This is a genomic window from Sediminicola luteus, assembly GCF_002514735.1.
Taxonomy (GTDB): domain Bacteria; phylum Bacteroidota; class Bacteroidia; order Flavobacteriales; family Flavobacteriaceae; genus HQA918.
The window spans coordinates 110,840-124,256 of the sequence record NZ_KZ300477.1; the positions used below are offsets into that span (position 1 = coordinate 110,840).

The window sequence follows — 13,417 nt, forward strand, 5'->3', positions numbered from 1 at the left end:
TTGGTTTTAGGTTGGTTTATCTAAAAAGCCGGCGTCTTTTACAGGCGTCGGTTTTTTTAGAGACTGTTTTGAGATGTGTGATTGGCCCCGAGTAATTCGGGGTTACAGGTTGTTTTTCCTGCCTGCCGGCAGGCAGGGGTGCCCTATAAGGCAAAATTTTAAAGCATAGCTGAGCTACGGTTCTCCCGAGGCCACGGGATTAACGAAATAGGGCGCAAACCTGCCAGCCGGCAGGCGGGAAGAAGCACAAAAAAACAATTGACATATGTCAAAACAGTCTCTTATAGGATTTTGAATTGCAGGTTTTTAAACATGATGCTTCCCGTGGCCGCCGCCTGAAGTCCGATATATCCTGCCGATAATCCTTCATCTTTCATATCAATTACCAATACCTCATTGATCCAGGCTTGCAGTCGCTTCCCCACTAAACGGATGCGATAGGTATTCCAAGTCCCAACCGTATGTACTTTTTTTAAGGGTGAGCTTCTGGTAACCACGGCCCCGGTGCGCCATTGTTGCTCCGGATGATGGTCCCATATATTGAATTCATAACAATCATTGGCACTGATTTCCGCCTGGGCACATCGCAAGAATATCCCAGAATTTACGGAAGCATCAGGCTTAAAATCAATGGAAATCTCAAAATTGGCATAGGGATTTTCCGTTATCAAAAAGCCAGCGGCCCCTTCCTTAGCGGTTCCGATTACCAAACTATCGGTAGCCTTCCAAAGGGCTTTGCCTTTTTCCTGCCAATCCAAGCCACCTAGAGTTTGATTCTGGGCCCAAACACCCATACACATAAGAAAAAAGAGAAGCATTAAGCTATAGCGAAACCGGTTTTTTGAAATCATACGTATAATGTTTGGTTAAAGCTACGCAAATATTGCATGGTCTTCTCCCTATAGTTTTTTGTGCAGATAATAATCCAGTCCCCAAGCATCGGTTTTTAATTTCGCCAAGGCCCATGAGCCAAAGGCAGCGGTAAAAACCGAAAAATCAAAAGCCCCTTTTACGCCCGTAGAAAAAGTCATGGCCAAGGCAAAAAGCAATAAAAGTACCCCACTGATAATGGCGCACCCTCGCGTTTTGAACCCGAATAAAAGGCCCAAGGCCAAAAGAACTTCTAACCCACTCACACCTAGAGCCAAAGGTTCTATCCAGCTACTAGGGAACCATGGATTAATCAATTGGGTATATGATTTAAAATTCGCCCAATTGCCCCAAACAGAAACTGGTTGGGGCCAATAACCTAAGCGGTCGGCCACGGCAGACAGATATGCTACGGCCAATGAGACCCTAAGCCCAAATGTTACAACATTGTGTTTCATCTTATTGATTTTTAGCCTCCAAATGAGGATAATTCCCAATAACCTGCCAATGTTGATCGTCCTTGATCAAAACAATTAAAGATTGGAATACTTGGTCCTCACTTTCCAAACGTACCTGAGCATGGGCCAAATTCCCATGCCTTACGATATCCAAAACCTCTAGGGTACGTGGCAAGCCCCCAAATACACCCCTTCCGATCAGTTTTAAATAGCCGTTCTTGTCAATAAGGCGAACGCCTGTCTCATCAAAAAAACCATATTGCACATTTCTATATGCGCTATGCAATATTGAATTTAATAAGACGATATCTGAACGGTCTCCCCCCGTAACAAAATCTTGTACCACATGTTTGATATTTTCTTCCATAACAAAACCTTTTTTATTATCTAAAGACGGATTGGTTTCTAAAAACCGGACACATCAAGGCAAAGGTTTTAGGGTACTCACAGCAATACGGTTCCACCCATTTATGGCAACCACGATGAGTATGATCTGTGCCAAAGTAGCTTCATCGAAAAAGGCCAATGCCCGGTGGTAGGTTTTAGCGCTTAAACCTTGTTTATGTATCAGGGTTACCTCTTCGGCAACCGCCAAAACCGCCTCTTCTTTTTCTGTAAAAAGATCGGAATGCCGCCAAGCATTCAGGAGGTATAAGCGCTGTGGTTCAGCGCCATCTTTAAGGGCTTCTTGGATATGCATATCCAAGCAAAAAGCACATTGGTTAAGCTGCGAGGCTCGAATTTTGATCAAGTGTTTCAAATTCCGGTCCAAACCACATTCGTTTAAATACTTTTCCAAGGCCATTAAAGGTCCATACACCTCTGGCGCCAACTGGTCTATCTGTATCCTGTTTTCCATATTCTTTGATTTATTAACAAAGCTATGGGCTACAGAATCGGAAAAACTTAAACAGGTTTAAGAACGGATTTTCTTTCGAATTTCACTAACATACTCCGGGGTAAGGCCTAAAAAGGAAGCAATGGCCTTTTGGGGTACTTGCTGGGCAAAATCTGGGAATGAATTAATAAAATGAAGATAGCGTGCTTCTTTAGACATATCGTGCTGAAAGCGCATGCGATGTAAAGCGGCCCCATAGGCAATCTCGAATAATTGCCGAAAATAGGTTTCCATGGCCGGAAAGTTCTCCAATAAGCGATCTTGATCTGCTTTCGAAATCAGTTGTACTTTCGAGGGTACTACGGCCTTAATACCATATTCAGAACGTGCTGCGTTCCTAAAAGCCAAATAATCGGTAAGCCACCATCCCTTTAAAGCGAACTGTAAAATCTGCTGATGGCCTTTTTCTGAAGGATAATGGAGTTGCAGACAACCTTCCTCCACAAAATAATGGGTATGGCAAATAGCGCCGGGCACTAAGAGTTCGTGATTTTTATGGATTTCCATAGGGCTGAAGTATCCCAAAATACCATGGGCCTCCGCTTCCGAAAGGGGAACATAATTTCGAATATGATCTAATAATGCCATCCGACTAAAATAACCCTAGATCAAACCAAATGCAATCGAGTGTCTAAAATTTATGATCAATATCATGGGAAGGAAAAACCATCACTTTTAGTTTTGCCCTACCTACCAAAAATGGGCCCGTGTAAGGTTTTCCATTAAGAAGCAACCAATGTTATCCATGTTACTGAACGGAAATGGTGAGGGCAGTACATTTGAATTAAATTTTGCAGATATGAGCAACGATATACAACAAATCATAAATCATAGTTTAACCAAGGCCACCGATTATAGTACCTACCGCGAGCAGGTGGCCGAATTGGTGACCCAAGGAAAAAATACAGGCCCCGAACAGACCGAGGCCTTGGCCGAATACACCAAACTAAACGACCGCCGTATGAAAAGGCTCGACAAGACCTTGAAAATTTCGGAAGCGGACGAAAACGAGTTAAAGGCACAAGCCAACAGACGCACCTTTTTGGTACTTACCGAAAGCTGGTGTGGCGATGCCGCCCAAACCATGCCGGTCATAAACAAGGTAGCCGACCTAAACCCAAATTTTGAGATGAAGGTGGTCTTACGCGACGAAAACCTCGACCTTATGGATGCCTTTTTGAGCAATGGCGCCCGGGCCATTCCCAAAATGATCGTATTGGACGAAGATCAAAATGTAATCGGCGAATGGGGATCGCGCCCCAGTACCGCTACCAAAATGGTCGAAGATTACAAAGCCGCCCATGGCGGACTTAGCCCAGAGTTTAAACAAGAATTACAGCTGTGGTATAACAAAGACAAGGGCCAAACTACGGTTACAGATCTTAAAAGTCTGATCGTAGGATAGAACGAAAAATCTATCCGTAATAAATAAATGGTTAATCGGGTTGTTTGTGTTAGGCCGCCCAAAACCCATATTCCTTATAGGTGGAATGCAATCAATTAGATGTCATGGGGTTCACTTGAATTTGACCTCCAATGGCGTGTAACACCTTCATTATGGTAGTAAATTGAGGTTTGGACCCTTCCGATAAGGCTTTGTAAAGACTAGGACGACTCATACCCGTTTCTTCAGCGATTTTGGTCATACCTATAGCTTTCGCAATATGGCCGATAGCCTGAACTAGGTCGGCATGGTCACCCTCTTCTAAAACCGTATTCAAATATTCGGCGATCATTTCTTTACTATCCAAATAATCGGCAATATCAAAACTAGTAGTACTCATAGCTAATGCTTTAATTTTTCTAAAATCGTTTTTGCCTTTTTTATATCGGCCTTTTGGGTGGATTTTTCCCCTCCGATAAAAAGAATTATAATCGTTCCTTTTTTCTCGTGAAAGTACACTCTGTAACCTTTGGCATAGTGTATTCTCAATTCCAAAATTCCGGATCCAACGGATTTATAATCGCCGAAATGGCCCATTTTTTCCAACTTCTGAATACGAAACAAAATCTTGGACTTTGCTTTAAGATCCTTAAGCTTACGTAACCATTTGTCGAATTCAGATGTTTTTTCAATAAAATACATGTTATATGTATTCAGTTGGATACAAAAATAGTAGAATTAGATGTAAATGCAAATTTTATTACCCTCTGGTATTCAGCGATTAGGCTATATAGGAAAAGCCAATTCGGTAAACACAATTAATTCCATTACTACCAGTATCTATTACAGTCTACTTACCTTGAAACAGGTAGGTAATAGTACCGATTTGGGAGGCTTTGGTAGAGGACTGAAAGCTCGATTTAAAGGCATAGGCCACCGCATTCTCGGTCAGGCAGCCGTTTAAGGAAGTGGAACTTTTTTCGTTAATACTCGCATCGATTACCCTTCCAGTGGCATCTACGGTAATGTTCACTACCACCTTGCCCCCAACTTGACAGGTATAAATGGGTACCGGCAAACGGGTATGGTACCGATCGACCAACGAATAGGAAATGGAAGTATTCTTGTTTACCGTATTCATGCGCTCTAGGGTCTCGGCGGTTTTTTCACCGTATTTTTCCTGGGCCTGCTGGCGCTTTTTCCGCATTTCAGCCAGTGAATTGGCAAAACCATCGTCGGTCGCCTCGCCATTTTCCCCTTCAGCCTCCGTTTCTTGTTCGGCCATCAACTCTTCCAAGGTCTTTAAGGGCTCTGGATTACCCACCGAAGGTTTCATGGTTTGGTTATAGGCCAAATGGCTTTTAATCCGTTCGCTGGGTTGTAGTTCTTGTTGCGTTTCCGGTTCCGGTTCGGGCTCTTCGAAAAGTTCGGGATCCAAGGCCATTTCAATCACATATTCCTCAACCTCTTCGGCCCCAAGCCTAATATTATAGAGGCTCAGAACCACAATGGCCATACTGAACAGGGTAATGAGTAATGAAAGCTGACTTCGGTTAAGTTCCATACGTTTTTCTATAACCCGTTTTTTTCAAAATTATTTCTCGAAAATCGAGATTAATTATCAAGTATGGCTTGGGAAACCATATTTCAATAACACGATTCTAGCTAACAACCCTTGCAAGTAATCCATACCTCCGTGGACTTGATTACACTGACATTGAAGTGTAAATTCCGCCATTGGGTCAATTTCCGTAGCTATCCATTATTTTTGAAAATCTCGGGCGACACACCCTTATCTACGTTATAACTGCCTATTTTGGTTCTCCGCAAGGCAGAAAGATGGGCACCACTACCCAAGGCTTTGCCAAAATCATATGCCAAAGACCGTATATAGGTCCCCTTACCGCAAACCACCCTAAAATACACTTTTGGCATCTCTATTCGGGTGATCTCAAAGGTATCTATACGCACTTGGCGGGTCTTTACCTCAACGGCCTTACCGGCCCGGGCGTATTCATACAAAGGTTTGCCATCTTTTTTTAGGGCCGAATACACGGGCGGCACCTGGGTAACATCGCCTAAAAAGGCTTGGGTAGCTTGGTGTATGGCCGCTTCGGTAATATGTTCGTTCGGAAAAGTAGCGTCTACTTCGGTTTCCAAATCATAGGAAGGTGTTGTGGCCCCGAGGGTAAAACTCCCCGTATATTCTTTGGTCTGGCCTTGAAGTTCGGGAATACGTTTGGTAAATTTTCCGGTACAGACCAACAAGAGTCCGCTTGCCAAGGGATCCAAGGTTCCGGCATGGCCCACCTTAATCTTTTTAAAGCCGAATTTTTTCTTGATATACCACTTTAAGGCATTAACGGCCTGGAAAGAGGTCCAATGCAAAGGTTTATCGAGCAGTAACAGCTGCCCTTCCTTAAAAGCCTCCCCATCTATCTCCAAAACGGAATCCATGCCCTATGCGAATAAAGAAATACCAATGGCCAAAAGGCCGACTACCAAACAGTATATCGAAAAATACGACAATTTACTTTTACGAACCAACTGTATCATCCAGGTACAGGCCACCAATCCGGAAAGGAAAGCCGCTATAAAGCCAACGCCCATGGCCCCGGCATTAGAGACCTCTCCGCTCAATTCACCGCTCATGATATCTTTGGCGATCTTCCCAAATATAAGGGGTACCACCATAAGAAACGAAAAACGGGCCGCCCGCGATTTATCTACCCCCAACAATACGGAAGTGGAAATGGTGGCCCCAGAGCGCGAAATGCCCGGTAACATGGCAATAGCCTGTGAAATTCCGATAATAAAAGCGTTACCATAGGAAACACTTTTTAGGGTGTCTTTGGCTTTATCGGCAAAGTAGAGTAGCGCCGCCGTAACGATCAGCATACCACCTACAAAAAGAATATTACCCCCGAAAAACGCCTCGAGTTGTTCTTCAAAAAAGAGTCCGACCAACACGGCCGGTACCATACTGACGATTATTTTCAGGGAAAAGGCGGTTTCTTCATTGTTCTTGAATTGCAAAAGCCCTTTGATAATATCCCATACATCTTTACGGAAAACCACCAAGGTACTCAAGGCCGTGGCAAAATGGAGAACCACGGTAAACAATAGGCTTTCTTCGGGTAGGGAACCATCGCCCAAAAGGGCTTTGCCCAATTCTAAATGTCCGCTGGAGGAAACCGGAAGGAATTCGGTCAATCCTTGGATAATTCCCAGGATTATCGCATCTAATAAATCCAAAGGGTTATTTTTTGGAAGGGTTCAACAAAATGGCATATACCTCTATACCCAACCCGATCAACACCAAGGTAGGGGCCAAGCGGATACGTCTAAAATTATAGATCTCTGGATTAAAGACATTAGGGTCATCGGTACCCCCGCCACTCATAAGAATAAAACCAAGTACGATGCAGGCCAGCCCGATCGACATGAACAAATAGTTCTTTTTCTGGAAGATAAACTCCTTTTTTGGGCCTTCTTGTTGTTTTTTCTTGCTCATACCCCAAAAGTAAACTTTTCTTGGGAAATAGGGTATTAAGGGGAAGATCTCTCGAAGTACGAAGTTCGAAGTGGGAGGTACGAAGTGAAAGTTTGCGACTATTTTTAAACCCTTCAGACCCTACCAAGTACAAAGTACGAAGTAAGTAGTACCAAATTTATATCCGACTTTCGACTCCATCGTGAACCATAAACCCCTTAGAAAATTAGATAGGGTTTGAAAGACACCCCCTCAATCCCCCTCAAGGGGGAGGCTAAACCCGTTAGTTATTGACTCAAAAGTCTTGTAGTATTCATTTCAGCTAGTAAAACAACTCACATCAGATAATCCATTTCTAATTAATCATATCAGGTTACTGTCAAAAATTTCCCCCTTCGGAGGGGGACCAAGGGGGTGGTAAGCCACAACCCCTTCAGCCTGACACTAATTCACACGAACAGTGAGGTTATTCCGCAGAGTTTCACAGAGTAGGCACAGAGTTTCACAGAGGTTTTCTTTAAAGATTCAACAAACTCCTTTAGGCAATTTTCAAATTAGAACATTTTCAAATTGACGCATTGTACACTGGTACATTGATACATGGTTACATTGCCGCAGGCCTGACACGAATTTCACAAATTCACACGAATAGTTATGTTGTTCCGCAGAGTTTCACAGAGTAGACACAGAGTTTCACAAAGACTTTCATTAACCGATTCCACGATTAAGTTAACCCAGTTATGATATTTTCAAATTAATACATTTTCAAATTGGTACATTGATTCAACAACTTCCAACTTATAGCCCTCACCCCAGCCCTCTCCCGCAGGAGAGGGAGTCGTTCATTATTTGTCTACATTTTTAGCCTTTTCAAGTTTGGTTTCAACACTAAAAAACCGCGCACTTCCCATCTTCCTTAATGGCTGGCGGAACCATCTATTTGGCTATTGCCTACGGTCTGCTTACATTTACGTACAAATCAAAACCAATGGCCCAAAATTTTGAACAACGTTACCAAAAACGCAAACTGATTTCGTCCTACTTTTCGGTGGTACTCAGTATTGCCTTGGTACTTTTTTTATTGGGGGCCTTGGGCTTATTGGTCTTGAACACCAAAAAACTGGCCGACCATTTTAAAGAGCAAATCGCCGTGACCATTTTCTTAAAGGATAATGCCAAGCCTTTGGAAGTTGAACAACTACAAAAGAGTTTGGCCATGGCCGAATACACCAAAGCGGCCGTATATGTTTCTAAGGAAGAAGCCGCTGAGCGTCACCGGGCCGAGATCGGGGAAGATTTTATGGAGTTCTTGGGGTACAACCCCCTAAAAAATTCCATTGACGTTACCCTAAAGGCCGATTTTGTCTCTACCCAACAAATCCAAGAGATTGCACAAAATATCGGAAGCAAGGATTATGTGGCCGAGGTGAGCTACGACGAACCCTTGATCTCCCTTTTAAACCGCAACATCCAAAAAATAAGCTGGTGGATCTTATTGGCCTCGGCCGTATTTACCCTAATCGCGGTCTTATTGATTAATAGTTCGATCCGTTTGTCTATCTACTCCAAACGTTTTATTATCAAAACCATGCAAATGGTGGGGGCTACCAAAAGTTTTATCCGCCGCCCATTTATACTGACGAACCTGAAACTCGGACTCATTGGTGCCTTGGTCGCCTTGGTGGTCTTAGGGGTATTGTTGTATTACGTAAACGAGGCCTTCCCGGAATTGGGTGTTTTTGCCGACCCCATTCAATTGACCGCCTTGTTCTTGGGCGTGTTCGTTTTGGGCTTAGGTATAGCCATGATCAGTACTTTTTTCGCTGCTCAACGTTTTTTAAACCTGCGTACCGACGAGTTGTATTATTAGATTGTAGTTTTTTTTACACCGGAAACTTACAGCGTACAACCCAATTTGTTGTCTACAAAAATCCGATTGGATTTGAAGGACACCCCCTCAATCCCCCTCAAAGGGGGAAGTTAAACCTGTTAGTTTTTTACTCAAAAGTCTTGTGGTAATCATTTTTGCTTGCCAAAAAATCGTCATTCCGAACGAGGAACGAGGAGGAATCCCAAAATTTTGGGGTGTAATTGCAGACCATGAACCTTTCCAAGTACAAAGTACGAAGTGGGAGGTACGAAGTATAAATTCAAGAATATTCATAAACCCTTTAAACCATGAACCATTAACTCTTCAAACCCTCAATCTGACACGAATTTCACGAATTCACACGAAGAATTATGTTGTTCCACAGTGTTTCTCAGAGTAGACACAGAGACTTTCATTAACCGATTACACGATTCAGTTAACCCAATTATGATATTTTCAAATCAACACATTTTCAAATTGACCCATTGGTACACTGGTATATTAATTCATCGTTACATTACCTCAGCTTGACACGAATTTCACGAATTGGCACGAATAGTCCAGTTGTTCCACAGAGTTTCGCAGAGTAGACACAGAGTTTCAAAGAGGTTTTCATTAACCGATTCAACGATTCAGTTAACCCAGTTAAGATATTTTCAAATTAACACATTTTCAAATTGGCCAATTGTACATTGGTACACTGGTATATTGTACATTGATTCGTAGTTCCAACTTTACGGCCCTCACCCCAACCCGCTCCTCCCGCCATTCCGCGGGACAGGCGCAGGAGAGGGAGCTGTTCATAATTTCGTTCCACTTTAATCTTTCAAATTTCCATTCGACAAGAAACGATTATATCATTCTAAAATTAACCTCGTACCTCCAACTTCGTACTTCCAAAATTACCTTGGCTTATAAAAATATCCATCCTCTGCGCCTAACAACAATTGCAATTGACCTTGATCGGTGGTTAGTATGGTGGGGCTGGTGGTATGTCCGGCCAGTTTGTTGGTGGCCAGGGCCCCTTTAAAGGTAAAATAGCTACGCTCGCCTTGGGTTTTTACATTTTCGAACCATACGGCATTGGTACCGTTTACGATAATATCGATATCGCCGTCCGCATCCCAATCGGCCAAGGCCAGTTTTCTTCGGCCACTTTTACCGAACTCCCCATTATTGAGGCGTAAGGGCCCGGTAGTACTATCTACAACCTTGTTCTTGCGGTCAAAAACACTGGCGTCTTGGCCATAAAAAATACGTTTTGGGGGTTTTAGCCACAGCCCATCCTCTTTTTCAAAACGTTCGTAATAGGCCAAATACCCTTCGTGATCCAACATGATCAGGTCCATATGTCCGTCGCGGTTCCAGTCAAAGGCCATAGGGGTAGTGCGCCATTGGGTAGCCAGACTTTGGGGTTGCGGATCCCACCAGTTCCAATGCGGTTTGGGTGGGCTGCTGGGCCAAGCTACCGTAAGCGGGGCCGCTGCGGCCAGTTTGGGGGAGCCGGCACTGCCTATATTTTTATACCAAAGCACGCGACCCCAAATCGAATTGACGATGATGTCGTGTAGGCCATCACCATCCCAATCGGCTACCGAAAGGGTGGTATAGCCCCATTTGGCCTCACAGGGCCCTTGTATAGAACCGTTGTAACCCGCCTGTAGCCGAATGGTCTCCCCGGCGGCCTCCAAATACACTGGGGCGGCCCATTTAGGAGTAGCGCCATCTTCGAGCTTTTCGATAAACCCGATATAACCGGCCGAATTGCCACAGATCAGGTCTTGGTCGCCATCTTGGTCCCAGTCAACAGCGACAGGGGTGGCCAAAGCGCCGAATTTCACATCTTGTGCCCGTTGCTTAAAATAACGGGGCGCCTTGAATACGGGCATATGGTCGGTCACCTTTCCGGTATTCTCTACCCATGCCACCCGACCATCTTCATCGCCTACTACCAGATCTATATCGCCATCGCGGTCCCAGTCTATGGCCGTGGGTAAGATCATTTCCAGATCCATTTTCAAAATACCCGACTCATTTTCCAAAAACCGTTGGGGGGCGAATTTAGGATTTTCACGGGTACCTATATTTTCAAACCAACTGAACCTATCGAGAAACTCGCCACAGATCAGATCTAGATCCCCATCTTGGTCAAAATCGGCCATATTGGGCGAGGGGGCACCATAGACATCTATGGGGGCATCGCCGGCTTGTATTTGACCTTTTAACGCATAGCCATTGGGGGTATTCTCAATAAGATACACATACCCATGTAGGGGCCCGTTGGTCCACTCGCCAGCGGCGTTAAAGGCATTGTCCCAACCATAGTCTTCCCCATCTTGTATACCCACCAAGATATCGAGGTCCCCATCGTTTTCGTAGTCTACGTATTTCCATTGGTTAAAGCGGATCTTGTTGTGCAGTCCGGCAAAGGTATCGCCCGGGAAAAGGGTTTTGGGGTTTTCGGTAAACTTTTGGGTAAAGTTTGTCAATTCTTCCCCCGGCCGCAGAAAACGCGCTTTTCCGTTGATCTGTGATACTTGAAGATGCCGAATGGGATCGGCCACTCGAACCGGTGGTTCAAAGACCGGAAAAGCCGTGCCGTTTTTGTTCTCAAAAAAATAGATACCGTTAAAAGGTACGTCTTTACAAGATACCAGCAGATCATAATCGCCATCTTGGTCGTAGTCTACCGGTAATGGATTGGCCCAAAGCCCCACTCCCAAATCTACGGTAAGCCCAGGATGATTATAGGGCATACGCACCAAATCGGCCAAAGATGCTGACCCGGTCGGACCCAATTTTTTTTCTGTTTTACAGCCCAAAAGCAGGCCCAGTAGGCAAAGCCCCCAATGCAAACGTCCCATACGATCTTTATTTAAGGTAACGCCTAAAGATACGGCAGGCCAAGCTTGGATATTTCAAACTTGTTGATGGGAATAGATGGGAAATTGATCGGATGACATGGCCATGAGGTTGGCCTTAGTCGAAGGTTGGCGTTATGACAAGGGAATCAAAATTATTTTGGTGGAATCTAGCAAGGCATGAGACGGGTGCCTCTTGCCAACGGCATATTTATAGTTCGTAAACATGCAATGTCTTTCCAAAATCCAACACAAACAACTTACCATTATGCCAATGTAGGTGGTCTGTACCCATCGGGATCATCTCATCAAGTTTGAGCATTTCTAGGAAATTCAAGTCTTGTCTGTCGTAGATAGCGACCATTCCAGGTTTGCCAGAAGCCATTGCAAAAATGTACTCGTCATAAACTTTGTGCGCTCCAGTTGGTCTAAAGCCGTAAGTATCTATTAAATCCTGCATGCTTTCCTCTCTCAGTATCTCTCCGGTATTGGCATCTAGCTCCTTGATAGTGTAATCCGCTATGCAGTAAATCTTGTCTTCAAAAATAGCTGTCTTGCCTACACGATCTTGCTTCCATTTTAATGTACCAATGGAGATATCGAAGGCTAGGAGTTGGCCATTGGAAAGGGGGGCATACATAACGTGTCCCTTACTAAAAATTGCATCTTCAAGATTCGCATCAACTACAAAATCTTTTGGCACATTATAGGTTCTTACTTCTTCTTTCATAGACAATGAAAATAAGGTAACTTCATCACCAAGTCTTTTGAATAAGAATTCTCCTTTTAAACCCCCTGATTTCTTAAAATAAAAACCAAGATCCACACCTACTGACTGCTTCGGCTGTATGTAATGAAAAGATCTAGATTGTCTACTTGCTACTGCAAAACCATCTTCAAACTCAAAAGCACTTAAAATGCCGTATTCCCCCGCTGGCGCGAGGCTCCCGTCTCGTGCCGAAACAAACCCAGCAAGGCAAATATCAAACCAGGGTATACTCCTGAACTTGGGTTGCATTCGTCGTATCAATTTACGACATTCGACCAAAACTGAAACCAATATCGTCTATGGCCATTATGGTATGGTCGTCTGCATAGTTTCGGGCACTACTATATTTCCAATGTGTTGGATCCGTTACAAAACCCTGTTTTACCGGATTGTTATGGATATAATCCAACTTTTGTTTGATTACGGCCGTACTCCATAATTCGATGGGTTTATTATGGTGCTGCCAAAACTGATGACCGGTTTTGGTCTTGAATATCTCCAATAAAAACCCTTTCCTACTTTCTTGTACGTTTTCTTTGATGGCCTCCACAATATTTCTAGAAGTAAAACTCTTAAAATCCCTGATCAAGCCCGAGGGATCATTACTGGCCGAACGAAACATCAAATGAACATGATTGGTCATAAAACAATACGCATATAGCTCCATACCTTTATTTGCCCTACAATATGAAACGCTCTCTGCCAATATTTCAAAATAGACTTGTCGGGTAAATACATCTACCCAAGATACCGTGGCAAAAGAAACGAAATACAAGCCCGAAGGATTATTGAATTTGTACTTTCTACTCATTTC

16 protein-coding genes are annotated in these 13,417 nt (G+C 43.7%); 2 read left to right on the forward strand and 14 right to left on the reverse strand.

All coding sequences use genetic code 11. The features are described 5' to 3' along the window. Positions 1-281: 281 nt before the first annotated feature. The 5 genes from B7P33_RS05000 to B7P33_RS05020 are packed head-to-tail and all read right to left on the reverse strand — an operon-like array spanning position 282 to position 2,814. Entirely contained in the window at positions 282-851 is a 570-nt protein-coding gene (locus B7P33_RS05000; protein WP_097440877.1) for a 3-keto-disaccharide hydrolase, read from the reverse strand. Positions 852-899: 48 nt separating this feature from the next. Next, positions 900-1,328: a DoxX family protein gene (locus B7P33_RS05005; protein ID WP_097440878.1), complete on the reverse strand. Its 429-nt coding sequence runs from the start codon at positions 1,326-1,328 to the stop codon at positions 900-902. Between the two features lies 1 nt (position 1,329). After that, the gene (locus B7P33_RS05010) at positions 1,330-1,695 is read right to left on the reverse strand and encodes a nuclear transport factor 2 family protein (RefSeq protein WP_097440879.1); all 366 of its coding nucleotides are present in this window, start codon (positions 1,693-1,695) and stop codon (positions 1,330-1,332) included. Positions 1,696-1,749: 54 nt separating this feature from the next. Beyond that, entirely contained in the window at positions 1,750-2,187 is a 438-nt protein-coding gene (locus B7P33_RS05015; protein WP_097440880.1) for a carboxymuconolactone decarboxylase family protein, read from the reverse strand. Positions 2,188-2,244: 57 nt separating this feature from the next. After that, positions 2,245-2,814 (reverse strand): Crp/Fnr family transcriptional regulator, encoded by a 570-nt coding sequence (locus B7P33_RS05020; RefSeq protein WP_097440881.1) that lies wholly within the window; start codon positions 2,812-2,814, stop codon positions 2,245-2,247. Positions 2,815-2,962: 148 nt separating this feature from the next. Here B7P33_RS05020 and B7P33_RS05025 point away from each other — a divergent pair, with 148 nt between their 5' ends. Further along, on the forward strand, positions 2,963-3,631 hold the full coding sequence (locus B7P33_RS05025) for a thioredoxin family protein (protein WP_317042821.1): 669 nt from the start codon (positions 2,963-2,965) through the stop codon (positions 3,629-3,631). 91 nt (positions 3,632-3,722) lie between these two features. On the opposite strand, the gene B7P33_RS05030 is transcribed toward B7P33_RS05025, so the two are convergent. The 6 genes from B7P33_RS05030 to B7P33_RS05055 form a co-directional block, all read right to left on the reverse strand. After that, positions 3,723-4,010 carry an addiction module antidote protein gene (locus tag B7P33_RS05030; protein ID WP_097440882.1) on the reverse strand — a complete coding sequence of 96 codons (288 nt, stop codon included), beginning with the start codon at positions 4,008-4,010 and terminating at the stop codon, positions 3,723-3,725. A gap of 2 nt (positions 4,011-4,012) precedes the next feature. Next, positions 4,013-4,312, reverse strand: a complete 300-nt coding sequence (locus tag B7P33_RS05035) for a type II toxin-antitoxin system RelE/ParE family toxin (RefSeq protein WP_097440883.1) — start codon at positions 4,310-4,312, stop codon at positions 4,013-4,015. A 148-nt stretch (positions 4,313-4,460) separates the two neighbouring features. Further along, positions 4,461-5,174 (reverse strand): energy transducer TonB family protein, encoded by a 714-nt coding sequence (locus B7P33_RS05040; RefSeq protein WP_097440884.1) that lies wholly within the window; start codon positions 5,172-5,174, stop codon positions 4,461-4,463. Positions 5,175-5,365: 191 nt separating this feature from the next. Beyond that, positions 5,366-6,067: a tRNA pseudouridine(55) synthase TruB gene (gene truB, locus B7P33_RS05045; protein WP_097440885.1), complete on the reverse strand. Its 702-nt coding sequence runs from the start codon at positions 6,065-6,067 to the stop codon at positions 5,366-5,368. Positions 6,068-6,070: 3 nt separating this feature from the next. Next, a complete protein-coding gene (locus B7P33_RS05050; protein ID WP_097440886.1) occupies positions 6,071-6,865 on the reverse strand; it encodes an undecaprenyl-diphosphate phosphatase in 795 nt (264 codons plus the stop codon). A 4-nt stretch (positions 6,866-6,869) separates the two neighbouring features. Next, on the reverse strand, positions 6,870-7,124 hold the full coding sequence (locus B7P33_RS05055) for a DUF3098 domain-containing protein (protein WP_097440887.1): 255 nt from the start codon (positions 7,122-7,124) through the stop codon (positions 6,870-6,872). Between the two features lie 967 nt (positions 7,125-8,091). On the opposite strand from B7P33_RS05055, the gene B7P33_RS05060 reads away from it, so the two are divergent. Continuing rightward, positions 8,092-8,973 (forward strand): cell division protein FtsX, encoded by an 882-nt coding sequence (locus B7P33_RS05060; protein ID WP_097441234.1) that lies wholly within the window; start codon positions 8,092-8,094, stop codon positions 8,971-8,973. 902 nt (positions 8,974-9,875) lie between these two features. On the opposite strand, the gene B7P33_RS05065 is transcribed toward B7P33_RS05060, so the two are convergent. The 3 genes from B7P33_RS05065 to B7P33_RS05075 form a co-directional block, all read right to left on the reverse strand. Continuing rightward, positions 9,876-11,837 carry an FG-GAP repeat domain-containing protein gene (locus tag B7P33_RS05065; protein WP_097440888.1) on the reverse strand — a complete coding sequence of 654 codons (1,962 nt, stop codon included), beginning with the start codon at positions 11,835-11,837 and terminating at the stop codon, positions 9,876-9,878. A 208-nt stretch (positions 11,838-12,045) separates the two neighbouring features. Then, on the reverse strand, positions 12,046-12,852 hold the full coding sequence (locus B7P33_RS05070; RefSeq protein ID WP_097440889.1) for a PQQ-binding-like beta-propeller repeat protein: 807 nt from the start codon (positions 12,850-12,852) through the stop codon (positions 12,046-12,048). Between the two features lie 13 nt (positions 12,853-12,865). Further along, on the reverse strand, positions 12,866-13,414 hold the full coding sequence (locus B7P33_RS05075) for an REP-associated tyrosine transposase (RefSeq protein WP_097440890.1): 549 nt from the start codon (positions 13,412-13,414) through the stop codon (positions 12,866-12,868). Between the last annotated feature and the right edge of the window lie 3 nt (positions 13,415-13,417).

Bases quoted from the DNA above. Each gene is read 5' to 3' on its own strand.
- B7P33_RS05000 (WP_097440877.1), bottom strand. From the start codon at position 851: ATGATTTCAAAAAACCGGTTTCGCTATAGCTTAATGCTTCTCTTTTTT.
- B7P33_RS05005 (WP_097440878.1), bottom strand. From the start codon at position 1,328: ATGAAACACAATGTTGTAACATTTGGGCTTAGGGTCTCATTGGCCGTA.
- B7P33_RS05010 (WP_097440879.1), bottom strand. From the start codon at position 1,695: ATGGAAGAAAATATCAAACATGTGGTACAAGATTTTGTTACGGGGGGA.
- B7P33_RS05015 (WP_097440880.1), bottom strand. From the start codon at position 2,187: ATGGAAAACAGGATACAGATAGACCAGTTGGCGCCAGAGGTGTATGGA.
- B7P33_RS05020 (WP_097440881.1), bottom strand. From the start codon at position 2,814: ATGGCATTATTAGATCATATTCGAAATTATGTTCCCCTTTCGGAAGCG.
- B7P33_RS05025 (WP_317042821.1), top strand. From the start codon at position 2,963: ATGTTATCCATGTTACTGAACGGAAATGGTGAGGGCAGTACATTTGAA.
- B7P33_RS05030 (WP_097440882.1), bottom strand. From the start codon at position 4,010: ATGAGTACTACTAGTTTTGATATTGCCGATTATTTGGATAGTAAAGAA.
- B7P33_RS05035 (WP_097440883.1), bottom strand. From the start codon at position 4,312: ATGTATTTTATTGAAAAAACATCTGAATTCGACAAATGGTTACGTAAG.
- B7P33_RS05040 (WP_097440884.1), bottom strand. From the start codon at position 5,174: ATGGAACTTAACCGAAGTCAGCTTTCATTACTCATTACCCTGTTCAGT.
- truB (WP_097440885.1), bottom strand. From the start codon at position 6,067: ATGGATTCCGTTTTGGAGATAGATGGGGAGGCTTTTAAGGAAGGGCAG.
- B7P33_RS05055 (WP_097440887.1), bottom strand. From the start codon at position 7,124: ATGAGCAAGAAAAAACAACAAGAAGGCCCAAAAAAGGAGTTTATCTTC.
- B7P33_RS05060 (WP_097441234.1), top strand. From the start codon at position 8,092: ATGGCCCAAAATTTTGAACAACGTTACCAAAAACGCAAACTGATTTCG.
- B7P33_RS05065 (WP_097440888.1), bottom strand. From the start codon at position 11,837: ATGGGACGTTTGCATTGGGGGCTTTGCCTACTGGGCCTGCTTTTGGGC.
- B7P33_RS05070 (WP_097440889.1), bottom strand. From the start codon at position 12,852: ATGCAACCCAAGTTCAGGAGTATACCCTGGTTTGATATTTGCCTTGCT.
- B7P33_RS05075 (WP_097440890.1), bottom strand. From the start codon at position 13,414: ATGAGTAGAAAGTACAAATTCAATAATCCTTCGGGCTTGTATTTCGTT.